This is a genomic window from Glaesserella australis, assembly GCF_003260095.1.
Classification (GTDB): Bacteria; Pseudomonadota; Gammaproteobacteria; order Enterobacterales; family Pasteurellaceae; genus Glaesserella; species Glaesserella australis.
Genome location: NZ_PTPX01000014.1, coordinates 102763 through 125935 on the forward strand (window position 1 = coordinate 102763; position 23173 = coordinate 125935).

The 23173-nt window shown below is 37.3% G+C and carries 22 protein-coding genes; 19 read left to right on the forward strand and 3 right to left on the reverse strand.

The genetic code is table 11. The features are described 5' to 3' along the window. The first annotated feature begins 171 nt into the window (after window positions 1-171). Window positions 172-924 carry a class I SAM-dependent methyltransferase gene (locus C5N92_RS07375; protein ID WP_111750203.1) on the forward strand — a complete coding sequence of 251 codons (753 nt, stop codon included), beginning with the start codon at window positions 172-174 and terminating at the stop codon, window positions 922-924. A gap of 344 nt (window positions 925-1268) precedes the next feature. Continuing rightward, a complete protein-coding gene (locus C5N92_RS07380; protein ID WP_111750204.1) occupies window positions 1269-2552 on the forward strand; it encodes an NAD(P)/FAD-dependent oxidoreductase in 1284 nt (427 codons plus the stop codon). A gap of 32 nt (window positions 2553-2584) precedes the next feature. On the opposite strand, the gene tsaD is transcribed toward C5N92_RS07380, so the two are convergent. After that, complete coding sequence (gene tsaD / locus C5N92_RS07385) at window positions 2585-3622, reverse strand: tRNA (adenosine(37)-N6)-threonylcarbamoyltransferase complex transferase subunit TsaD (RefSeq protein WP_111750205.1); 1038 nt, start codon at window positions 3620-3622, stop codon at window positions 2585-2587. Window positions 3623-3842: 220 nt separating this feature from the next. Between tsaD and infC the strand changes: the two genes are divergently transcribed. The 4 genes from infC (at window position 3843) to C5N92_RS07405 (ending at window position 5558) form a co-directional block, all read left to right on the forward strand. Continuing rightward, the gene (gene infC, locus C5N92_RS07390) at window positions 3843-4382 is read left to right on the forward strand and encodes a translation initiation factor IF-3 (RefSeq protein ID WP_111750206.1); all 540 of its coding nucleotides are present in this window, start codon (window positions 3843-3845) and stop codon (window positions 4380-4382) included. A gap of 101 nt (window positions 4383-4483) precedes the next feature. Next, window positions 4484-4681, forward strand: coding sequence for a 50S ribosomal protein L35 (gene rpmI, locus C5N92_RS07395; protein ID WP_111750207.1), 198 nt, complete (start codon window positions 4484-4486; stop codon window positions 4679-4681). Between the two features lie 91 nt (window positions 4682-4772). Continuing rightward, entirely contained in the window at window positions 4773-5126 is a 354-nt protein-coding gene (gene rplT, locus C5N92_RS07400) for a 50S ribosomal protein L20 (protein WP_111750208.1), read from the forward strand. 117 nt (window positions 5127-5243) lie between these two features. Further along, window positions 5244-5558 carry a hypothetical protein gene (locus tag C5N92_RS07405; protein WP_111750209.1) on the forward strand — a complete coding sequence of 105 codons (315 nt, stop codon included), beginning with the start codon at window positions 5244-5246 and terminating at the stop codon, window positions 5556-5558. A 35-nt stretch (window positions 5559-5593) separates the two neighbouring features. On the opposite strand, the gene C5N92_RS07410 is transcribed toward C5N92_RS07405, so the two are convergent. Further along, on the reverse strand, window positions 5594-7048 hold the full coding sequence (locus C5N92_RS07410) for an aminoacyl-histidine dipeptidase (protein ID WP_111750210.1): 1455 nt from the start codon (window positions 7046-7048) through the stop codon (window positions 5594-5596). 179 nt (window positions 7049-7227) lie between these two features. Between C5N92_RS07410 and gpt the strand changes: the two genes are divergently transcribed. From gpt to thiI, 4 genes are all read left to right on the forward strand, one after another. Continuing rightward, on the forward strand, window positions 7228-7707 hold the full coding sequence (gpt, locus tag C5N92_RS07415) for a xanthine phosphoribosyltransferase (protein WP_111750211.1): 480 nt from the start codon (window positions 7228-7230) through the stop codon (window positions 7705-7707). A gap of 184 nt (window positions 7708-7891) precedes the next feature. Next, window positions 7892-8515 (forward strand): guanylate kinase, encoded by a 624-nt coding sequence (gmk, locus tag C5N92_RS07420; protein ID WP_111750212.1) that lies wholly within the window; start codon window positions 7892-7894, stop codon window positions 8513-8515. Between the two features lie 250 nt (window positions 8516-8765). Continuing rightward, window positions 8766-10160: a toxin/drug exporter TdeA gene (gene tdeA, locus C5N92_RS07425; protein ID WP_111750213.1), complete on the forward strand. Its 1395-nt coding sequence runs from the start codon at window positions 8766-8768 to the stop codon at window positions 10158-10160. Between the two features lie 92 nt (window positions 10161-10252). Further along, a complete protein-coding gene (gene thiI / locus C5N92_RS07430; RefSeq protein WP_111750336.1) occupies window positions 10253-11701 on the forward strand; it encodes a tRNA uracil 4-sulfurtransferase ThiI in 1449 nt (482 codons plus the stop codon). A gap of 67 nt (window positions 11702-11768) precedes the next feature. Here the strand turns inward: thiI and C5N92_RS07435 are convergent, their stop codons facing one another. Continuing rightward, window positions 11769-12518: a YdcF family protein gene (locus C5N92_RS07435; RefSeq protein WP_111750214.1), complete on the reverse strand. Its 750-nt coding sequence runs from the start codon at window positions 12516-12518 to the stop codon at window positions 11769-11771. A 135-nt stretch (window positions 12519-12653) separates the two neighbouring features. Between C5N92_RS07435 and C5N92_RS07440 the strand changes: the two genes are divergently transcribed. The 9 genes from C5N92_RS07440 to cas3 all read left to right on the forward strand — a co-directional run bounded on the left by C5N92_RS07440 (window position 12654) and on the right by cas3 (window position 23151). Then, a complete protein-coding gene (locus tag C5N92_RS07440) occupies window positions 12654-13640 on the forward strand; it encodes a polysaccharide pyruvyl transferase family protein (protein WP_111750215.1) in 987 nt (328 codons plus the stop codon). A 134-nt stretch (window positions 13641-13774) separates the two neighbouring features. Beyond that, window positions 13775-14452 carry an acylneuraminate cytidylyltransferase family protein gene (locus C5N92_RS07445; protein ID WP_111750216.1) on the forward strand — a complete coding sequence of 226 codons (678 nt, stop codon included), beginning with the start codon at window positions 13775-13777 and terminating at the stop codon, window positions 14450-14452. Next, entirely contained in the window at window positions 14449-15654 is a 1206-nt protein-coding gene (locus C5N92_RS07450; RefSeq protein WP_111750217.1) for an oligosaccharide flippase family protein, read from the forward strand. Before C5N92_RS07445 ends, C5N92_RS07450 begins: the two co-directional genes overlap by 4 nt. Further along, window positions 15651-16577 carry a glycosyltransferase family 52 gene (locus C5N92_RS07455; protein WP_111750218.1) on the forward strand — a complete coding sequence of 309 codons (927 nt, stop codon included), beginning with the start codon at window positions 15651-15653 and terminating at the stop codon, window positions 16575-16577. Before C5N92_RS07450 ends, C5N92_RS07455 begins: the two co-directional genes overlap by 4 nt. 1 nt (window position 16578) lies before the next feature. Next, window positions 16579-17358, forward strand: a complete 780-nt coding sequence (locus tag C5N92_RS07460) for a glycosyltransferase family 25 protein (protein ID WP_111750219.1) — start codon at window positions 16579-16581, stop codon at window positions 17356-17358. Then, on the forward strand, window positions 17359-18546 hold the full coding sequence (locus C5N92_RS07465) for a hypothetical protein (protein ID WP_111750220.1): 1188 nt from the start codon (window positions 17359-17361) through the stop codon (window positions 18544-18546). Further along, window positions 18539-19423, forward strand: coding sequence for a glycosyltransferase family A protein (locus tag C5N92_RS07470; RefSeq protein ID WP_111750221.1), 885 nt, complete (start codon window positions 18539-18541; stop codon window positions 19421-19423). Before C5N92_RS07465 ends, C5N92_RS07470 begins: the two co-directional genes overlap by 8 nt. Next, window positions 19423-20223, forward strand: coding sequence for a glycosyltransferase family 2 protein (locus C5N92_RS07475; protein WP_111750222.1), 801 nt, complete (start codon window positions 19423-19425; stop codon window positions 20221-20223). Before C5N92_RS07470 ends, C5N92_RS07475 begins: the two co-directional genes overlap by 1 nt. A 396-nt stretch (window positions 20224-20619) precedes the next feature. Then, window positions 20620-23151 (forward strand): CRISPR-associated helicase Cas3', encoded by a 2532-nt coding sequence (cas3, locus tag C5N92_RS07485; RefSeq protein WP_111750224.1) that lies wholly within the window; start codon window positions 20620-20622, stop codon window positions 23149-23151. The last annotated feature ends 22 nt before the right edge of the window (window positions 23152-23173 follow it).

The following is a 23173-nucleotide window of genomic DNA, read 5'->3' on the forward strand; positions in this document are numbered from 1 at the left end:
AAGGATAAAGGACGCCATGCTGGCGTCCGCCCAATCTTATCTTTACGCAAAAGCGATATTCAGTGGACGCCAGCGTGGCGTCCCTACCAATCACACTGAAAACGGATTTTATATAAATACGGACACACGCAGTGTGTCCCTACTTTTCAGCTATTAACTTAATATCACATAATGAAAACCAGCATCTACGACAACCCGATTTTCTTTGAACGCTATTTGAAACTGCGTGAAAACCCGATTAGCCTAAATGAAGTGGTGGAAAAGCCTACGATGTTTTCGCTATTGCCTGATCTCAATGGCAAAAAGGTACTGGATCTCGGCTGTGGCGCTGGCGGGCATTTATTGCATTATTTGGCGTTAGGGGCAAAGCAAGTGGTTGGGCTAGATCTCTCGCAAGCGATGATTGAGCAAGCCCGAGTAGATTTTGCAAAAAAAGACGTAAATCCGACCGCTTACCGCTTTTACTGTTTGCCAATGGAAGCTCTATCGACCATTGAAGAAGCCGATTTTGATGTGATTACCAGTTCCTTTGCATTTCACTATGTCAAAGATTTGCCTGAACTTCTGCAACAGATTTCTGCTAAGTTGGTGTTAAATGGGCTATTAATCTTTTCGCAAGAACACCCGATTGTTACCTGTTTTAAAGAAGGGGATCGTTGGGAAAAAGATGCTCGAAAACAGCAAGTGGCTTATCGTTTAAATTATTATCGTGATGAGGGGGAACGAAATCGCAACTGGTTTCAGCAATCCTTTAAAACCTACCATAGAACCACAGCCACGATTTTGAATAGCCTTATTCAAGGTGGTTTTAACCTTGAACAGGTGGAAGAGCCGATGCTTGCCGAGCAAACAGAATGGCATAACGAGTTTAAAGATCTTCGTCACCGCCCGCCGTTACTGTTCATAAAATCAGTGAAAAAATAAGGCTTTTTCTATCCACACAGCCTGTGGATAACTTTGTGGATTATTTTTTTTAAACAGGACAAAACCTTGATAATTCATAGGGTTTTCGGTTTCTCTTTACGATTGGTTATAAAATAACATTTCTTTTAAAATCAATATGTTATATTTTTTCTAGAGCTTAAGTACAAAAAAATTAAGATTTTTTAGCTTTTTTTGACTTGACAACATTAGCCTGTGCAAAACTTATCAAATTTGTATTTATTTCTTTACCAAAAATAATTATTTAAATCGCTAGACTTTCTGCTATGAAGGATTACAATTTATCCTAATTGATTTTGACATATTAATTATTTTCGGAGCAAATAATGGAAACGATCGTTATCATAGGTGGTGGTGCAGGTGGCTTAGAGCTTGCTACGTATCTTGGAAACAAATTGGGTAAAAAGAAAAAGGCGAATATTATTTTAGTCGATAAAAATATTAGCCATTTATGGAAGCCATTATTACATGAAGTAGCAACAGGATCTTTGGATGATGGTACGGATGCGTTAAGTTATCGTGCTCACGCTAAAAATCATCATTTTGAATTTCGTCAAGGTACATTAACCCAAGTCAAACCAGCAGAAAAAACGATCGTATTAGCACCTATCTATGATGAAGAAGGTGAGTTACTAGTCGCAGAGCGTAATATTGTCTATGATAAATTAGTTTTAGCGATTGGTAGCCGTTCAAATGATTTTGGCACGCCGGGTGTTGCGGAGCATTGCATTTTCTTAGACAGCTCAGAGCAGGCAAAATTATTCCATAAACGAATGATGGAACTCTTTTTGAAGTTCTCTAACAACAATGAGAAAGAAGTGCATATTGCAGTTGTTGGTGGCGGAGCAACAGGAATTGAGTTATCTGCAGAGCTTTATAATGCAGTAAAACATTTAAATTCTTATGGATATGGGAAATTAAATAATACGAGCTTAAAAGTGACTTTAATTGAAGCGGGTAACCGCTTATTGCCTGCGCTGTCAGAGCGAATTTCTACATCAGCGATTAAAGAGTTGCGGGAATTGGGCGTGGACGTTCGTACAAATACTGCTGTAGTAGAAGCAACAGCAAATGGTTTAATTACCAAAGAAGGTGAAACCATTAATGCCGATTTAATGGTCTGGGCAGCAGGCGTAAAAGCCCCTGATATCACCAAATCATTCGGCTTTGAAACCAATCGTATCAATCAAATCGCCATTAAAGATACACTACAAACCTTAACGGACGACAATGTGTATGTGATCGGCGACTGTGCATTCTTATTGCAAGCAGATGGCAAACCTGTTCCACCAAGAGCACAATCGGCTCATCAAATGGCGACAGTATGCGGAAAGAATATTGTTGCACAGTTAGAACATAAACCGCTCAAACCATTCGTATTTAACGATAAAGGCTCATTGGTTTCGTTCTCACGCTTTGGAACAATCGGTAGCTTAATGGGTAACTTAACCAAAGGCTCGATGTTTATCGAAGGTAAAATTGCTCGTATGGCGTATCTTTCTCTATACCGTATGCACCAAATGGCATTACACGGCTGTGTGAAAACAGGGTTGATTTTGTTGGTAGGGCGAATTAACCGCTTCTTAAGACCAACGATGAAGTTACATTAAAATACTAGGGCGAACATAGTTCGCCCTTTTGTTTATTTGGTTTGAATAGCAGGAAGATCAACCATTGGCCAACGAGGTTTCACACTCACCGACAAATCCGTTCTTTCGCCATTTTTCAAGCGTAAAAATCCTGCATAGGCAATCATTGCACCGTTGTCGGTACAAAATTGTGGGCGAGGGTAGAACACTTCACCGCCGATTTGTTGCATCAGTTGAGCTAAATCGTGGCGAAGTTGTTTATTTGCACTTACGCCACCTGCGATCACCAAACGCTTGTAGCCTGTCTGCTGCAAAGCTCGACGACATTTGATGATTAAGGTTTCGATCACAGCTTGCTGAAAAGCGTGAGCAATATCGCAACGGGTTTGTTGGTCAAGCTCGCCTTGTTCATTCAAGTTAGCGTTAATGGTGTTGGCAGCAAAGGTTTTTAAGCCTGAAAAGCTAAAATCCAATCCTGGGCGATCCGTCATTGGACGAGGGAAAACAAAGCGGTTTGGAATACCGTTTTCAGCTAGTTTTGCAAGGGCAGCACCGCCGGGGTAATCCAATCCAAGTAATTTCGCCGTTTTATCAAAGGCTTCACCTGCTGCATCATCAATCGACTCGCCAAGTAATTCATATTCGCCGACATTTTCAACCTTGACCAACTGAGTATGCCCGCCTGAGACAAGCAACGCAACAAAAGGAAATTCAGGGGCATTTTCTTCCAACATCGGCGCAAGCAGATGCCCTTCCATATGATGAACGCCTAAGGCTGGCACATTCCACGCATAAGCCAGTGAGCGAGCAATGGTTGAACCCACTAATAACGCCCCAACCAAGCCAGGCCCTGCTGTATAAGCCACGCCGTCAATATCGCAAGCGGTAAGATTGGCTTCTTTTAATGCCGCTTGAATAAGAGGCAAGGTTTTGCGGATATGATCCCGAGAGGCAAGCTCTGGCACTACACCGCCGTAGTCTGCGTGCATCTCAATTTGGCTATAAAGTTGATTGGCAACAAGCCCTTTGGTTTCATCATAGATAGCTACGCCCGTTTCATCGCATGATGTTTCAATTCCGAGAATTTTCATTACTTATATCAATTTTTAGTGAGTTGAAATTCTTTTTATTATAATAGAAGAATTTATATTTGGGTGAAAATGCAATGAAATGATTTTGACTATTGCATAATCAAGTAGATTTTTGTAAAATTCTGCCCGTTTTGCTCTCTTTATATAGAGCCTATAAAAAGAAATCATATCTTCTGCAAGCGGTATGATCATTACTTAAACTTACTAGAGGAATAATACTATTAAACCTGTAAAACGTGTTCAGACAAATCGCGCACATCGTCTTAACGAAGAAATTCGCGTAAAAGAGGTCCGTTTAACGGATCAAAATGGCGACCAACTTGGTATCGTGTCTATTCAAGAAGCATTAGCTAAAGCGGAAGAAGCTGAATTAGATTTAGTGGAAATTAGCCCAAATGCTGAACCGCCAGTTTGTCGTATTATGAATTACGGTAAGTTCATCTACGAAAAAGAGAAAGCCGCTAAAGAGCAGAAGAAAAAACAGAAAGTTGTACAGGTGAAGGAAATTAAATTCCGTCCTGGTACAGACGAAGGCGACTATCAGGTAAAACTACGCAGCCTGATTCGCTTTTTGGAAGACGGCGACAAAGCCAAAATCACTGTTCGCTTCCGTGGACGTGAAATGGCTCACCAAGAAATTGGTATGGATGTGCTAGAGCGTGTTAAAAACGATTTAGCCGAGATTGCAGTGGTAGAATCTGCCCCTGGTAAACTCGAAGGTCGCCAAGTTGTAATGGTACTTGCTCCGAAAAAGAAATAGTCCATTACCTTTAGAGGTAATTAGTGCTTCCAAGTAATACTGGTAACAGTATTCGCCTAATTGCTGGTTATTAACATAAACAATGCGGAGTTATTTTAACAATGCCTAAAATCAAAACAGTACGTGGTGCTGCGAAGCGTTTCAAAAAAACAGCTTCTGGCGGTTTCAAACGTAAACAATCTCACTTACGTCACATTTTGACTAAGAAAACAACTAAGCGTAAACGTCACTTACGTCATAAATCGATGGTTGCTAAGTCAGACCAAGTTTTAGTAGTAGCGTGCTTACCATACGCATAAGCGTAAATTAAGTACAACGTACGATTAGTTAATTTTTAGTTTAATAAATGTCAAAGCGTTAATTTACGCTTAAATAGTAGGAGATTTAATAATGGCTCGTGTAAAACGTGGTGTTATTGCAAGAGCACGCCATAAGAAAGTTCTTAAGGCTGCTAAAGGTTATTATGGTGCACGTTCACGCGTGTATCGCGTTGCTTTCCAAGCAGTAGTTAAAGCTGCACAATATGCTTACCGTGACCGCCGTCAACGTAAACGTCAATTCCGTCAATTATGGATTGCACGTATCAACGCGGCAGCTCGTCAAAACGGTTTATCATACAGCAAATTCATCAACGGCTTGAAAAAATCGTCTGTTGAAATCGATCGTAAGATCCTTGCTGATATCGCAGTATTTGACAAAGTGGCTTTCGCAGCATTAGTTGCTAAAGCAAAATCTGCACTTTAATTTTAAAGTTTAGATAAATTAGGACGCTTTTGGGCGTCCTTTTTTATTTTAGAAGCAAAGTGAATTGTTTTATATTTTGTCTGTCTAATACTCGCTTTTAATTAGGGAGAGCATTTTATGAAAAAATTGATTTTATGTATGATGCCATTGGTCATCACAGCTTGTTCAACACCTACTCAGCAAAGTACAGTGCCTATGGATATGAAAGCGGTGCAAGAATATCAACAGCGTGTTGCGACAGGAAAAACAGTCACAGCTAACTCATCAGAATCAGAAGAATGGGAGCTTAATCAGAGTGATAGAGAGCCTAAAGTGAAAGTTTATCGCTCTTATCCTTATCCGAGAGTTTATCCAACAATAGGTTATCATCATGGATGGGGGCGTGGTCATCACAGTGGAATTGGTGTTGGCTTAGGTGGTTTCTATTATTAGAAGAAAAATGGTGGGGCTTATAACCCCACCATATTTTATTTAGTTGGCGCTTTTTCTAAAATGGTTGTCAGTAATTCCCAATAAATCTGAACAGCAGGAATATGCACTTTTTCATCAGGTGAGTGTGCATTGAGAATGGTTGGACCGATTGAAACGACATCAATATTTGGATAAACCTTTTTAATTAATCCACATTCAAGCCCAGCATGAATGACCTTAATTTGCGATTCATACCCAAGAATGTCATCATAAATAGCTTTCGTTAGCGGTGTAATGACCGAGTTTGGATCTGGCTCCCAGCCAGGATAGCCCGTTGAGAATGAAACGGTCGCTCCCACTAATTCTGCAAGTGAAGTCAAACGAGAACGAACATCTGCTTTTCCATTTTCAATTAATGAGCGAACTAAAATTTTAGATCTGACTACATCATCTTCTGTGGTTAAAATCCCAATACTTAAAGAGGTCTCAACAACATTTTCAACCACATCACTATTACGAATCACACCATTTGGTAATACATTTAGGAATTGGATGACTTTTGCGGTACTTTCTTGAGAGAATACTTGCGATGGTCTTTCGGCACGTTCTACAATAAATTGAAGATTTGGCTCCGCATACTGCAACTCTTTTTTCAGAGCTTGCTCAAATTGTCTTAAACAAGCGGTAAGATTTTCAGTATTTTTTGCATCAAACGCTAATGTAACAATGGATTCTCGTGGAATCGCATTACGCACTGAGCCACCACGAATCGTTGCAATTTGAAACGAGAAGGTTGATTTTAAGGTTGCTAAGGTTCTTGCCATTAATTTAATCGCATTGGCTCGAGTTGTATGGATATCACAGCCTGAATGCCCGCCGTTTAAACCTTTTAAACTAATTTGCAATGCACCGTCAAAGGCATTGTTTTCATAATGAATAGGTAATTCGATACCTGCATCTTCACCGCCCGCACAGCCAATATAAATTTCGCCATTTTCTTCGGTGTCCGTATTGATGAGAATATCTGCTTTCATCCAATTTGGTTGTAAGCCAAGTACACCTTCCATACCTGCTTCTTCCGTCATGGTAAGTAAAGCTTCAATTTCAGGGTGAGTCAAATCATCGGAATCTAACACTGCCAAGCAAGATGCTAAACCGATTCCATTATCCGCCCCAAGTGTTGTACCTTTGGCTTTGACCCATTCGCCGTCAATATAAGGCTGAATAGGATCTTTTGTAAAATCGTGTTTTGTGCCTTCGTTGGCTTGTGGAACCATATCTAAGTGAGCTTGCAATGCAATAGTTTTACGATTTTCCATTCCTTTTGTTGCAGGCTTACGGATCAGAATATTTCCTACGGCATCACGTTCTACAAAGAATTGTTTCTCCTGCGCCCAGTTTACGATAAATTGAGCGATGTTCTCTTCGTGGTAGGATGGATGCGGGATGGCACAAATTTGGTCGAACCACTTCCAGAGTAAATTCGGTTTAAGTGTTTGAATTTCTGACATATTTATCTCCTTTTTGTGATCAAGCGGTGAGTTTCCTGTAAAATTTTGCAAAAATCATTCGATCAAATGACATTATTGTAAAATTCTTTTGGAAATGATAGCACGAAACGTCTTTTCAGGTTATCCTTACGCAATTTTTTTATTCGGTGGCAGAGCTACCACTTTTTTTAGGTGAACTTATGAGTGAGAAATACACAAACGAAAAATATGTTGTGACGTGGGATATGTTCCATATGCACGCGCGCAAATTAGCTGAACGCCTTTTACCTGCTTCACAATGGAAAGGCATTATTGCGGTAAGCCGTGGTGGTTTATTCCCTGCCGCTGTATTAGCCCGTGAATTAAGTATTCGTCACGTTGAAACGGTTTGTATCGCAAGTTACGACCACGACAGTCAAGGTGAATTAAGCGTATTGCATGCTGCTCAAGTCGCAAACGGCGGCGAAGGCTTTATCGTAGTGGACGATTTAGTCGATACTGGCAATACCGCCCGTGCAATCCGTGACATGTACCCAAACGCGAAATTTGTCACTGTCTTTGCAAAACCGATGGGCGCAAGTTTGGTAGATGACTATGTCGTTGATATTCCACAAGAAACATGGATTGAACAACCTTGGGATTTAGGTATTACCTTTGTTCCGCCACTTTCGAAAAAATAAAATATCGTGTTAGGGACGCTTTGCGTCCTTAATTTTTTGTTTAACCAAAAATGGATTGTAGGGACGCCACGCTTGGCGTCCTAATCGCATATTTGCGAATATCGATATTGGGACACGAAGCGTCGTGTCCCTACAAACACGTCGAATTGATATAGTCCAAAATTATTACAAAAACATTTCAACTATGACCTTAGGCAATTTATACATTATCTCTGCCCCAAGTGGTGCAGGAAAATCTTCTTTAATCAATGCATTACTGGCAGATTTGTCTCGTTCGCAAGTGCAACTTTCTATTTCCCACACCACTCGCAATCCACGCCCAGCGGAAGAAGACGGGGTACATTACTATTTCACCCAACATGATGAGTTTAAACGTTTAATCGAACAAGGGCATTTTTTAGAGTGGGCGGAAGTGTTCGGCAACTACTACGGTACGTCTCTACCAATGATCGAACGTAGTCTTGAGCAAGGCATTGATGTCTTTCTTGATATTGATTGGCAAGGGGCGAGACAAATTCGTGCCAAAGTACCAAATGTGAAAAGTGTGTTTATTTTACCTCCATCAAAAGCGGAGCTAGAGAAGCGTTTGATTGGACGAGGTCAAGACAGTGCTGAAACTATTGCGAAACGAATGAGCGAAGCGGTTTCCGAAATGAGCCATTACGACGAATTTGATTATGTGATTGTGAATGATGATTTCCAAGTCGCCTTAGCCGAGCTGAAAAGCATTTTAGCCGCAGAACGTTTAAAACAATCGGCTCAAGCGGTGCGTCATCAAGCGTTGATTGCACAGTTACTACAATCCTAGGCTTTCACCCTAGGTTAAGCATAGAACTATCCCTTCAGGATAGATTTTGAGTATAGCTTCGCATTCCAAAGGAATGCTTTTGTGCTTAACCGTGGGTATTCCTACGGTTTTTGCTCAACAAATTACACTCTCAAGCGGTCTCTTTTCTGTAAATTTTTGCAAAAAAATGAATGATCGTTCAGTTTAAAACTAGTCGAGATGGTACATTTTCTTTAAAATGTAACGATTATTTTTTCACAAGGATAACAGTATGAAACTTTCAAAATTAGCATTAACGCTAATGACAGCTATTGCATTAAGTGCATGTTCAACAACCAAAATGAGTCAAGATGGTACACTTGAACGAGCACAGGCTCAATATCAGCAATATCAAGATATTACAAAGCAATACCATATTAATGAACAATGGTGGTTGGGCTATAACGATAGCCAGTTAAATCGCTTAATTGAAATGGCGTTAGCAAATAATATTGATTTAGCGAAAGCGGCGATTGCCGTTAATAAAGCACTTTACAATGCAAATTTAGTCGGTGCAAATTTAGTGCCAACCTTTAGTGGATCTGGCTCAGCATCTGCATCTAAAGGGGTTGGCTCTACGAGTAATTTAAATTCAACGGGTGTTTCAACCATAGCAAGCCAAATTGGATTTAGTTTAAGTTATACGATTGATCTTTGGGGGCGCTTGAAAGACAGCGCAAGTGCTGCAGAATGGGAACATAAAGCTACCCAAGAGGATTTGCAGTCAACTCGTTTATCATTAATTAATTCTGTTGTGAGTAGTTATTACAACCTTGCTTATTATCAGGATGCAATTCGTGTCACGCAACAAAGTATCAACAATTACGAACAAATCAGTAAGATTTTAAACAATAAGCTTGCAGTAGGTGCAATTGATAGACTTAGTGCAGATCAAGCTGTCCAAGCAGTATTGTCTGCCAAAAATACATTGATTAGTTTACAATCAGCGCAAACAATTGCACAAAAAACATTACGAGACTTACTTAATTTAAAACCAAATGAACCGCTTGTAGTAAAATATCCAAGTATTTTGAAAGTGAAATTGCAAGGCGTAGATATGAATGTACCTGTTTCTACGATTGCAAATCGACCTGATGTTATTGCAAGCTTACAGCGTTTACAAAGCTCATTTAAAACATTAACGGCAACTGAAAATAGTTGGTTCCCTACAGTTACTCTTGGAGGAAGTTTATCAAGCAAAGCATCAAAATTGCATAATACCGTCGATAATCCTATTGCTGGCGGAACTATTTCATTTGATTTACCTTTCTTAGATTGGAATCGTGTGGAAAATAACATTAAGATTTCAGAAGAAGGTTATAAGCTAGCTCGTTTAAATTATGAACAAACATTAACAAAAGCATTGAATGAAATTGATACCTACTATTCAACTTATCAGTTATCGAGAAGTAGCTACTCAAATTTACAAAAGAAATATGAATACGATAAAAATATCAGCGGATATTATAAAAACCGTTATGATCAAGGCGTATCTGAGCTGCGTGAGTGGTTAAGTGCAATTAATACCGAACGTAGTTCTGAACTCTCTTTATTAGAAACGAAATACACCATTCTCAAAAATGAAAATGCGGTGTATCAAGCGATGGCAGGTAAATACAGAAAATAATCTGCATTCTTCACAAGCGGTGAGATCTTAGGAATATTTTGCAAAATATGCTAGGATCTCGCCGTTTTTCTTTTTTTAACCTATTTATTATTATGAAATTTATTATCAAACTTTTTCCTGAAATTATGATTAAAAGCGACTCGGTGCGTAAACGCTTTATCAAAATTTTGACATCGAACATTCGTAATGTGTTATTGCGTGAAACCGAAAATGTGGCGGTCATTCGCAACTGGGATTTTATCGAAGTACGAGCGAAAGTGGCGGAAGAAGCTCCGTTGGTGTTGGACTTACTGAAACGCACGCCGGGCATTCACCATATTCTTGAAGTGGAAGAAATGCCGTTTAGCACGATGCACGATATTTTTGAGCATACCCTTGCCAAAGTGAAAGATGAGCTAGAAGGCAAAACTTTCTGCGTGCGTGTTCGCCGTAAAGGAAAACACGATTTCCGTTCCCTTGATGTTGAGCGTTATGTGGGCGGCGGTTTAAATCAACATATTGCTTCCGCAAGTGTCAAACTGACGAACCCTGATGTCACAGTGCGTATTGATATTGACCACGACAAAATGTTGCTGATCAAAGCTCGTCACGAGGGGCTGGGCGGTTATCCTATCGGGACGCAGGAAGATGTACTGTCGCTGATTTCAGGGGGCTTTGACTCGGGCGTATCAAGCTATATGTTGATCCGCCGTGGCTCGCGTGTGCATTACTGTTTCTTCAATTTAGGCGGAGCCGCTCACGAAATCGGCGTAAAACAGATGGCATACCATATTTGGAGCCGTTACAGTTCGTCCCATAAAGTGCGTTTTGTGGCGATCAACTTTGAAAATGTGGTCGGCGAGATTTTGGAAAAAGTCGATAACGGGCAAATGGGCGTGGTGTTGAAGCGAATGATGGTACGAGCTGCCAGCAAAATCGCTGAACGTTTTGATATTCAAGCAATTGTCACGGGCGAAGCCTTAGGACAAGTGTCAAGCCAAACGCTCACTAACTTACGTTTGATTGATAAGGCTTCCGATACCCTTGTGTTGCGACCGCTGATTACCCACGACAAAGAGCAGATTATCACAATGGCAAAAGAGATCGGCACAGACGATATCGCCAAATCAATGCCTGAATTTTGTGGGGTGATCTCGAAAAATCCAACGGTGAAAGCGATTGAGAGCAAGATCCTTGAAGAAGAAGGCAATTTCAATTTTGATGTGTTAGATCAAGCGGTTCAAAACGCTCACTATTTGGATATTCGTGAAATCGCACAACAAACGGAAAAAGAAGTTGTTTCAGTCGAAACCACGTCTGAACTCGGCGAAAATGATGTGATTTTAGATATTCGTAGCCCTGAAGAAGTGGACGAAAAACCGTTTAGCCTTGATGGTGTGGAAGTGAAAGAACTGCCGTTCTATAAACTCTCGAACCATTTCGGTAGCTTAGATCAATCCAAAACCTATCTGCTCTATTGCCAACGTGGCGTAATGAGTAAACTGCAAGCCCTTTATTTGAAAGAGAATGGGTTTAGCAATGTGAAGGTATTCCGTTTCTAATGGAAAGTAAAAATGGGGAATAGACGATTCCCCATTTTGCAAAAAATAAGTTAAATCAGACCGCTTGTTAGAGATTTTTCTCTTTCCAATATCCAATCCACTCTTTTAAACCTTGCATATTTAACGCCAATGCGCCCGCTTGTGGCACAAAGTGCATCATATTTAGGCCATAATAATCAGGAGTAATACCACCACCTACATTTGCAGGTAAGACTTCAAACCCTTGTTTTTCAAAGAGAAATTTAGCACGTTGCATATGCCATTCATTTGTGACCAAAATGATCTTATTGATATTTTCTTTAGCTAACATCGCTTTGGTAAATTGGGCGTTTTGAATGGTAGTAAGCGCTTTATCTTCCTGCCATTTTGTTGGCGTATTAAAAAATTCAGCAAGTTCATTTGCCATAATTTTCGCTTCAGAATTGCCATTTGGGCTACTGCCACTGATTAAAATCGGCAAGCCGGTTTGTTTATGTAAATAAGCTGTGTAGCGTAAACGCTCTAAGCCTACTTGTGGTACAGCAAGTTTGCCATAAAGCTCTTTGCTATCGCGTAAGCCAGCCCCTAATAGTACGATCGCTTGCGCCTGTTTATAATCATCTAATGTGAGTTGATTTTCTTCAATTAAGCTGTCTTGTAATTTTTGTGCCGTATAGGGAATGCTGAAAATATAGAGTATTGCAATACCTAGTAATGCACTAAAATAGCCTAATTTTTTCCAACGAAGTGCAATAAAAAGTAAGCCAAAAATAACTAAAAGAATGACATTAAAAGGCGGTAAGATCATCGCTGTGATCAGTTTGGTTAATTCATACATAATTGTCACCGTAATAAAAATAGTCGTGCTATTATAAAGAGCATTGGGAAAAAATCTTACTCTTTTAAGAACTATTTCCCTTAATTTTGGCTCTAATGCCCATTATTTTCTCTATGAGATTTGGAAAGCAAAAAGATGAATATGATCCTGACCAACTTAAAGCAGCAACTTAGTCAAATTAATGATTTAATTTTAGATAAAAATGATGTGTTGTATTTTGATTATCCCCTTCATTTGAATGTAGGCGATTTATTAATTTATGCAGGCACAGAAGCATTTTTTAAAGATTATAATTTGACTATTCGTTTAAGACGTTGTTTGCAAAGTTTTGATCTTCAAGAAGTCAAAAAATTCGTGAAGCCTAATTCTACGTTAATTTGTCATGGTGGCGGTAATTTTGGCGATCTCTATCCTTCTATTCAAAAGATGCGGGAAGATCTCGTTCAAGCTTTTCCAAATAATCGTATTATTGTGATGCCACAAACAGCGCATTTTTCAAATGAAGATGCGATGAAAAAGTCAGCGAAACTTTTTTCTGCACATAAAGATTGCCACTTATTTGCACGTGATAGCGCTACATTCGCTTTAATGCAAACGCATTTTTCTGACAAGGTAAAACTATCGCCTGATATGGCGCACCAGCTTTATGGTTCACTGCCGACTAAACAACCTAAAACGGATAACATTTCAGAAAGTAATACACTCTATTTTTTACGCAAAGATATTGAAAAAAGCCAACTAGAGCAAAGGATTCGTGAACATTTATCTACAAATGCTCATATTAAAGATTGGGAAGATTTACTGACTGAAAAAGATCATCAAATGGAAAAACTCTGTGGGCGTTTAGCTCGCTTGGCAAATAGCTTAAATCTTGGTTTTTTAAAGAATAAAGTCAATGATATATGGTACCAGCATAGTTTATCGGTGATTAAGCGTATGCAAGAGATTTTTATGGATTACGATTTAGTAGTAACGAGTCGTTTACACGGGCATATTTTTTCTTGTTTACTTGAATTACCTAACGAAGTTTGTGATAACTCCTATGGTAAAAATTTAGGTTATTACAGCCAATGGACGAAAGGTATTGAATTTACTCAACCTTATCAATTACCGGAGAAATAATAAAAAAGAGTAGTGTCAATCAAGGTAAAAGTCAGCTTTATTTTGCATTTGCACTAAGTGCGCTATTGTTTAGGGTTTTGATTAAAATTAAAATATCAGTTATTTATTATTTGGTATGACAAGCGGTCAGATTTATGAAAAAAATTGCAATTATTCCAGCTCGAGCAGGCTCAAAAGGCATTAAAGATAAAAACTTACAACTCGTTGGCGGTGTTTCACTTGTAGGGCGAGCCGTACTAGCAGCAAAAGAGTCAGGTGTGTTTGACTTAATTGTAGTAACGTCAGACGGTGATCGTATTTTAGCAGAAGGTGAAAAATATGGCGCAATGGCGGTTCATCGCCCTGTAGAACTTGCACAAAGCAATACGAGAACGATTGATGCGGTTGTACATTGTTTAGAAACACTTAATATTCGTGAAGGTGTGGTTGCACTTTTCCAACCAACTAGCCCGTTGCGTAATGCTTTAGATATTCGTAATTCTATGGAAATCTTTTTAGGCGGAAAAAGTAAATCGGTTGTTTCTGCTTGTGAATGTGAGCATCATCCTTATAAGTCGTTTACCTTAAATGGTGATGATATTCTTCCAATCAATGAAATCAAAGATTTTGAAGCGCCACGCCAACAGCTACCGAAAGCCTATCGTGCAAATGGAGCGATTTATATCAATGATATTGCCAGCTTGCTTGAAGAAAAATATTTCTTTATTCCGCCTGTGCGTTTCTATTTGATGCCAACGTATCGTTCGGTAGATATTGATACCACCTTAGATTTACAATTAGCCGATAGTTTGATTGAGAAAGAGATGTCATGAGAGCTATCAAAGACAGTGCGATTTATGTCATCGGTGAATTAACATCAAGGGCAATGCCGTTTTTACTCTTGCCCTATTTATCCCGCAAATTAGGTCCAGAAGGATTTGGTGAATTAGCTTATTATCAAACCTTTCTGGTTTTGTTTTTTCTCATTGTGGGATTAAGTCAAGAAGGGGCGGTGACTCGCTATTTCTATGTATATGGCAAACGCTCTTTAAATTTGGTCGTTAATACAGGCTATGCCTATACACTCTTTATGGGCGGGCTTATTTTAATTGGCTGTTGGATTGCACAATCTGAAATATTATTTTATTTAGCATTATCTGCTATTTTTCAATCTTTCTTTACGGTGCAATTAAGTATAAGGCAGTGTCAAAAACAAGCAATTCCTTATGCCATTATTCAATTTATTTCAAGTTTAAGTGCAGTTGTATTTACCATTTTATTACTTGAAATATATCAAACAGATTTAGTTGAAAAACGGGTTGTTGCGATTTTATTAGGCTATATTACGGTATTTTTAGTCTCTTATGCATTATATAGTAAAAATATTCGTCGTAAGAAATTTAAATTTGCCCAATATAAATTAGCTTTGCTTTATTTATTAGCCTTTGGTGTTCCGCTTATTTTTCATAATGCAAGCCTATTTTTAAAAGGACAATTAGATCGTATCTTTATTTTTCACCAATTTAGTGAATCAGAATTAGGTATTTACGCCATGGGAGCGCAAATTGCTTCTATTTTTATGATTGTATTACAATCACTGAATAAAGCGATGACTCCTTATTATTTTGATGGATTAAAGCAACAACGTATTACAATTAAACAGGTACATAAGTGGGCGTTTTATGCGCTTTGCTTTGTGCCTTTGCCTGCTTTAGTGATGTGGTTAATTCCAGAATCTGTTGTGGTATGGACGTTAGGTGAACGATTTATTGGTACAAAATATTATATTGTCTTATTTCTTATTTCTACTAGTTTGATTATTCCTTATTTTATTTTGGTGAATTATCTCTTTTTTCATGGTAAAAATAAGGCAATTGCTTTTTGTTCGGTTCTTTCAACCATTATTTATGTTTTAAGTTTAATTGGATTAACCTATACTCAAATTCAATATATTCCTTATGCGTCTATTATTGGGGCTTTAGCAATTATTCCAATTTTATATTTCATTACAGCAAAGGTAAGTAAACGTTTATGAACTTAATTATTTGTTATACCCCTTTACAAGTCCTTCTTGCAGAAAAAATCATTGCATTACACCCATCAGAAAAGTTTTATGGTGTTATGCTTTGTTCGGTTAAAAATGCGAAATTTGATTATTATGCAGAGCGTTTATCTCAAAAATGTGAACAATTCTTTGTGATGAAACAAAGTACAGACCGTTTTAATTTATTAAAAGAGATTGCTTATTTACGTATTAAATTTTTTGCAAAGTCTTTTGATAAAGTGTTTGTAGCGAGTATCAATGATATTCAAATTCAATTTATTTTAAGTTCAACGAGATTTAAAGCGTTTTATACTTTTGATGATGGTACTGCAAACATTGCTAATCATAGTGTTTATTATACCGATGAACCTAAGACAATGATTCGTCGTTTAATAAACACTTTATTTTGCAATAAATATAGTGTTGCGAAATTAAAATCGATTTCCCAAAAACATTATACGATTTATAAAGGATTACCAAATATTATTGAAAATACAGAATATATTGATATCTTTTCCTCAGAAAGCACTCAAGATGTTGAAGGCGAAACTGTTAAGATTCTCTTAGGACAGCCTGTTTATTTAGATTTTCAGAAGAATATTGATTTGGCAGAAAAAGTGATCAAGCGGTTTGATATCGACTATTATTTACCACACCCACGTGAACAATATAAATTAAATAATGTTGAATATATTCAAACACCCCTGATTTTAGAAGACTATTTAGCTCAAGAGTTTAAAAATAAAAAATGTCGCATTTATACTTATTTTAGTAGTGCGGTATTAAATATCAAAGACAAAAGTAAAAATATAGATGTTGTCGCTTTAAGAATTCATGTCGATAACCCTGATTTTATTCAGGTGTATGAGTTATTTGAAAAGTTAGGCGTTAATATTATAGATATTAGAGAATAAAATGAAAAAATATTTAATTTCTTTAGATAAAGATAGTCATAGACGAGAACTATTTTTTGCTCAGCCAGATACCGCTGATTTTTCCGTATTTTCAGCATTTAATACCATGAACGAAGATGAGCAAAGTTTGGCAACACGTTTTAACTTAACACAATTTAGTGAACATTACGGCAGAAAAGTAACAAAAGGTGAAGTGGGTTGTACATTAAGTCATCTTGGCGTCTATCAGCAAATTTGTGACGATAAGAGCATCGCAGATGAAGAGTATTGCTTAGTCTGTGAAGATGATGCATTATTTAATCAAGATTTTCAGGCAAATTTAATTAAAATCTTAAATGAAAAACCAACAGCAGATTTAATTTTGGTTGGGCAATCAAAAATTGCAACCTTTGATGATATTGAGTTAGAAATAAATTATCCCACGACATTTGCAAATTTTTTGAAGAAAGTGACCGCTTGTCCTTTTGTCTTGGCATATCCTTACAAGAATTATTTTGCAGGCACGGTAGCCTATTTAATTAAAAAATCAATTGCACAGAAAATATTAAATCAGGTTAATCAAAACGGTTTGCCTTATTGGTTGGCAGATGATTTTATTCTATTTGGAGATAAATTTGGTTTAGATATTCAAGTTGTACGTCCTTTAATGGTTATTGAAAATCCAAATTTAAATAGTAATTTAGAATCTATTCGTGGCTCAATCGCTCATGGTTTTTTTACAAAACTTGCCAAATATCCGCTTAAAAAATTATTAGCGGTTAAACGTAATTTAGGAAAATAAATGTCTGCGTTAATTAACCTATTTTATATTTACGATCCATGGTTATTCCATTTTTTTAGAATGGCCTTTTTCTGTGGAATCATCTCTGCACTCTTTTTAGCTTATAAAATTTATAAGAAAGAGTTAGCTTTTGGGATTAGTTTACCGATAGATAGCTTTATTGCCATTATTGCCTTAATTGGTCTAAGTGCTATTCCAATGTTAGTTCACGGCACTTACGAATTTTATGCCGTTGGCATGTATATCAAGGCACTCATATTATTTAGTTTTGGTGTGATTATTTATAATCTACTTTACAGAAATAATAATGGACAGGCTTTGGTTGTTCGAGATCTCAAAATTGGCATTCTTATTCAAGCAGCGATAGGCTTTATTGCTTTAACTGGATTACCTTTTATGGTTGATGCCGTATTAAAAACGCACGCTTTTTTACCTCGTTTTTATGGTTCAGAGCAAGAATATCGTTTATACAATATTACATCAATGGCTTTTTTCCAATTAAGTCTATTTTATGCTTTTTTATTACATTTCTTACTTGCCTATAATGCGAAACATAATAATATAAGTTCAATTTTTATTTTCCTTTTATTATGTATTGGTTTAATTTCAGGTAGAACCTTTTTATTTATTTCTGCAATTAGTTTTCTCGTCTATTTTAAATGGCGTTATATTCCTGCATTGGCGATCTTTGGTGTAATTTGTTTGTTTTTAGCGCTTAATTTTGCAGAGCATAAATATGTTGAACATGCGTTAGAGCCATTAATTAACTTAATTTATGGCAAAGGAACAGTAAGTTCTTCCACAGATACATTAATGCAAAAACATTTGTATATCCCAGAATTAAAACAAATTCTTGTAGGAGATGGTCGCTATTTTTATCCACAAGGTGGATATTATGGAAAAACAGATTCTGGATTTTTGCGTCAAACTTTATATGGTGGCTTTATTTATTTGTCTGTTTGTTTCTTATTTATGTTCTATTTTGTCCGCAAAGTTGCAATAAATTGGTTTAATGGTAGTTGGAAATTCATTTTATCTACACTGCTTATTTTATCTATTTTAAACATAAAAGCAGATACTTATGCTTTCCCTGGAATTATGTTGGTATTGTTAATGTTTTTATCCCTATTTGGTTCAGAAGGTAAAAATAAAGTATTATTTGAAAATATAAGGAAAGAAAATGTTTAGTATTATTGTACCTTCTTATAATCGTAAGAGCGAAATTCCTTCTCTATTAGAAAGTTTAGAACATCAAACAAAATATAATTTTGAAGTGATTATTGTAGATGATCACTCTGTAGAGCCTGTAGAAATTAAGCATCTTTATCCTTTTCCTGTCAATATTATTCGTAACGAACAGAATTTAGGTGCAGCGGAAAGTCGTAATGTCGGAGCAAGAATAGCTAAAAATGAGTGGTTACTTTTTTTAGATGATGATGATCGTTTTGTGCATCAAAAATGTGAAATATTAGAAAAAGCGATTTTAGAAAATAGCCAAGTTAATTTTATTTATCATCCAGCAGAATGTGTGATGGTCAATGAAGGTTTCAGTTATATGACGCACCCTTATTCAAATGAAAAGGATGTTACTTTAGATAATATTCTGTTAGGTAATAAAGTCGGTGGAATGCCGATGATTGCAATTAAAAAAGCTCTCTTTTTTAAAGTAAAGGGTTTATCAACAGAATTAAAATCGTTAGAAGATTATGATTTTATCTTGAAAGTGATTTCAGATGAAACCTTTAATCCTAAATATATTTCAGAAGCCTTAACAACTTGTACATTTCATACAAAACGTTCAAGTGTTTCAACAAATACACAAAATACTGAAATCGCCATTGAAAAAATTAAACAACAATATGTGAAGACTGAGATTCAGCAGAATAATTTTGCATTTAATACATTATATATGCTCTCTTATCCACATATTATGAATTTATCTCGTAAAGCAGCTTGTTATTATTGGAAGATGTTTTTACAAAGCAAAAATATTAAACATTTGGTGATTACAATTATTACGTTAATTTCACCAAAACTCGCAATCAATATGAAAAGGTTTATCTAATGAAGTTCTCTGTATTAATGTCCTTATATTTTAAGGAAAAGCCTGAATATTTAATAGAATGTTTTGAAAGTTTAAAAAATCAAACAGTACAAGCTGACGAAATTGTCGTCGTATTTGATGGGGCGATTACTCCTGAATTAGAGCAAGTTGTGCAAAATTTTGCTGAAATCTTATCGCTTAATATTGTGCGACTTAAACAAAATCAAGGCTTAGGCAAAGCATTAAATCACGGTTTGACTCACTGTCGCAATGAATGGGTATTTCGTATGGATACTGATGATATTTGTGTGCCTGAACGTTTTGAAAAACAGGTGGCATTTATTGAACAAAATCCTGATACCATTATTTTTGGTGGGCAAATTGCTGAATTTGGACAGCATATCAACGACATCGTGAGCTATCGCCGAGTGCCAACAGAAACAAATGACATTGTCGCTTTTACCCAAAAACGTTGCCCATTCAACCATATGACTGTTGCTTATCAGAAAAGCGCTGTGCTTGAATCTGGTGGCTACCAAGATTTGCAGGAAGATTACTATTTATGGATTAAATTGGTTGCCTTAGGTAAAAAAGTCGCCAATTTGCCTGATATTTTAGTTTACGCTCGTGTTGGCAACGGCATGGTCGGTCGTCGTCGTGGCATTGCTCAAGCCAAAGCCGAATGGCGTTTATTTAAATTAAAATATAAAGTAGGAATTCAAGGCTATATTCCAGGATTTATTGTTTTTCTAATGAGATCAATTCCTCGTTTATTACCGACGTCATTGTTAAGTCATTTCTATAAATTACTCAGAAAATAAATCTTAAATTTACATTATTATGTGATAAAGATCTCAGATTATATTTTGCATATTTTATAAAATAAAAAGTATATTTTTCAGTAAAATAGTAAATATAATATGAGATCTTTTCCCTATTCCGCCGAAAACTTACCCGAATTTCAATGGCTGCCTTTGCACAACTACCTAAATCAAGTTGGTGAGATGGTGGCGTATTTTGCTCGCTTTTGGGATACCGAACTTTTTATGCTAATACTGAAATGCGAGCGATTGAAAAGGTATCCTGATCTAAGTGAGCTACAACAGCAATTTAACCGTTTTATTTTCTCTTTTCGCAAGCGCACTGCTAATTTGTCACAAGACAATGATGATCAAAAAACGCAATATTGAATTAACTGTTCTCTATAAGGTGAATTTATGAAAAATAAGTTGGTATTAGAAAGCTCTACCTTTATTTCTCATGCTCGAGAAGATGCTGATAAAAATTGGCATATCCATATTTTACAAGATCATTTAAAGAAAGTGTCTGAATTAGCGGTAAGATTTGCGGGCAAACGTGGTTCTTTGTTCGTAGAATATGCTGGGCTGCTACATGATTTAGGCAAATTTCAGCTCGCATTTCAGGAGTATATTCGTAAAGTTTCAGGATTAGAGAAAGAAAATGCCCATTTAGAAGATATTGAAAATAATAAGCCTAAGAAAATTCCGCATTCTACGGCGGGGGCAAAATATGCGGTAAATCATCTTGATCCTTTGTTAGGACATTTATTAGCGTATTTAATAGCGGGACATCATGCGGGGCTTGCAGATTGGCATGATAAGGGCAGCTTAAAAGCGAGATTACAAAAAGCTGACGATGAATTGTCAGCTGCATTGCTTGGTGTAACGCAGTCTGAGTTATCCAACGATTTTTGGCAGCTTGATGAAGATAGATTGATTAGTGAATTTCAGCGTTTGTTTCAAAATAATGGAAATCTTGCCGCTGAGTTACATATTTGGATACGTTTTTTATTTTCTTGCTTGGTTGATGCTGATTTTTTGGATACCGAAGCATTTATGGCGGGATTTGCTACTGCTGATAAAGCAAAACAGGCTGGCATACGCCCGAGTTTCCCTGATCTACATGAATTGTATCAGTGCTATGAGCTTTATATGGCGGAGCTAGCGAAAAAGACAGATTTAGGGAGATTAGTCAATCAAGAACGTCAAGTGATATTACAACAATGTTTTAGTGCAGCTGAGTTAGATAAATCGCTATTTAGCTTAACCGTGCCAACTGGCGGCGGTAAAACCTTAGCGAGTTTAGGGTTTGCCTTGAAGCATGCTCTGAAATTTCATAAAAAACGTATTATTTACGCCATTCCGTTTACTAGTATTATTGAACAAAACGCAGCCGTTTTTCGTAAGGTATTGGGGGATAACGTGGTGCTTGAACATCACAGTAATTTAGAAGTGAGTGAAAGTAACGAAACGACCAAAAATCGCTTAGCAACCGAAAACTGGGACGCTCCTTTGATTGTAACAACCAATGTACAATTGTTTGAAAGCCTGTTTGCCGCTCGCACTAGCCGTTGCCGTAAGATTCATAATATTGCCGATAGTGTAGTAATTTTAGACGAGTCCCAGCAACTCCCCCGTGAATTTCAAAAGCCGATTACGGACATGATGCGTGTCTTGGCACAAGATTATGGCACGACTTTTGTGCTTTGCACCGCGACTCAACCTGAATTGGGTAAGGAAATTGATGCCTTCGGACGCGTAGATATGGAAGGTTTAAATGATGTTTATGAAATTATTCAAGATAAAACTACGTTAGCAAAACGTTTGCAACGAGTACAAATCAACTTTCCTGAAGCGAATTCACCCAAACAAACATGGCAACAAATTGCTGCTGAAATCACAACACAACCGTGTGTGCTGGCAGTAGTGAATACACGGCGTCATGCACGTCAATTATTTGCTGAGTTACCTGATGATGGTATTAAGCTACATCTTTCTGCCAATATGTGTGCAGCGCATCGTGCTGAAGTCATCGCTTTAATAAGGCGTTATCTACATGAATATCATAATGGACACTTAAATCAACCGCTATGGGTGGTGAGTACCCAGTTAATTGAGGCGGGGGTAGATGTAGATTTTCCGGTGGTATATCGTGCGATGGCGGGCTTGGATAGCATTATTCAGACGGCAGGCCGTTGTAATAGAGAGGGGAAATTACCTGACCTTGGTAAGGTGGTCGTGTTCCGGGCAGAACAAGGCGCGCCTAGCGGCAGTTTAAAACAAGGGCAGGATATTACTGAAGAAATGCTGGTAAAAGGATTATTAAGCGAACCACTATTGCCTGAAACGTTTAGTGACTATTTTCGCCGATTTAGAGCTAAAGGCGCAGTGGATAAATACAATATCAGCGCAGATTTAACTGCTGAATGTTCGCAACAAAACCCGTTGGCTTTTAAGTTTCGCACGGCTGCCGAGAAATTTCGTTTGATTGATAATAAAGGTGTGGCATTAATTGTTCCTTTTATACCCTTGGTTTGGCAGGAAGAAGGGAAAGAGAACAAGATAGTCGATACCACAAAGTTGGACGATTTTTTAAAGCAGCATTTAGATAATATCTCATTTGATAAATGGCAGGAAAAATTAAACAGCTTGCGTTATCCAAGTGCAGAACAAAACGAATTCTTACGAACCGATAAGCCTTCTTTGCCAGAACCTTTTGAAACTTGGTTTACTTATTTGGAAAGTGATCCACTAAAACATAAATGGGTATATCGCAAATTACAACGTTATACGATTAGTGTATATGAACATGAACTAAAAAAATTGCCTGAAAAAGCGGTATTCTCAAGAGCAGGGTTATTGGTGCTGGATGTAGGTTATTACCGCGATATGTTGGGGGCAGATTTTGATGATGAAATCAGTCTTATGCCACAAGAATCCGTATTGTAAATAAAATGCCCCAAAAGGGGCA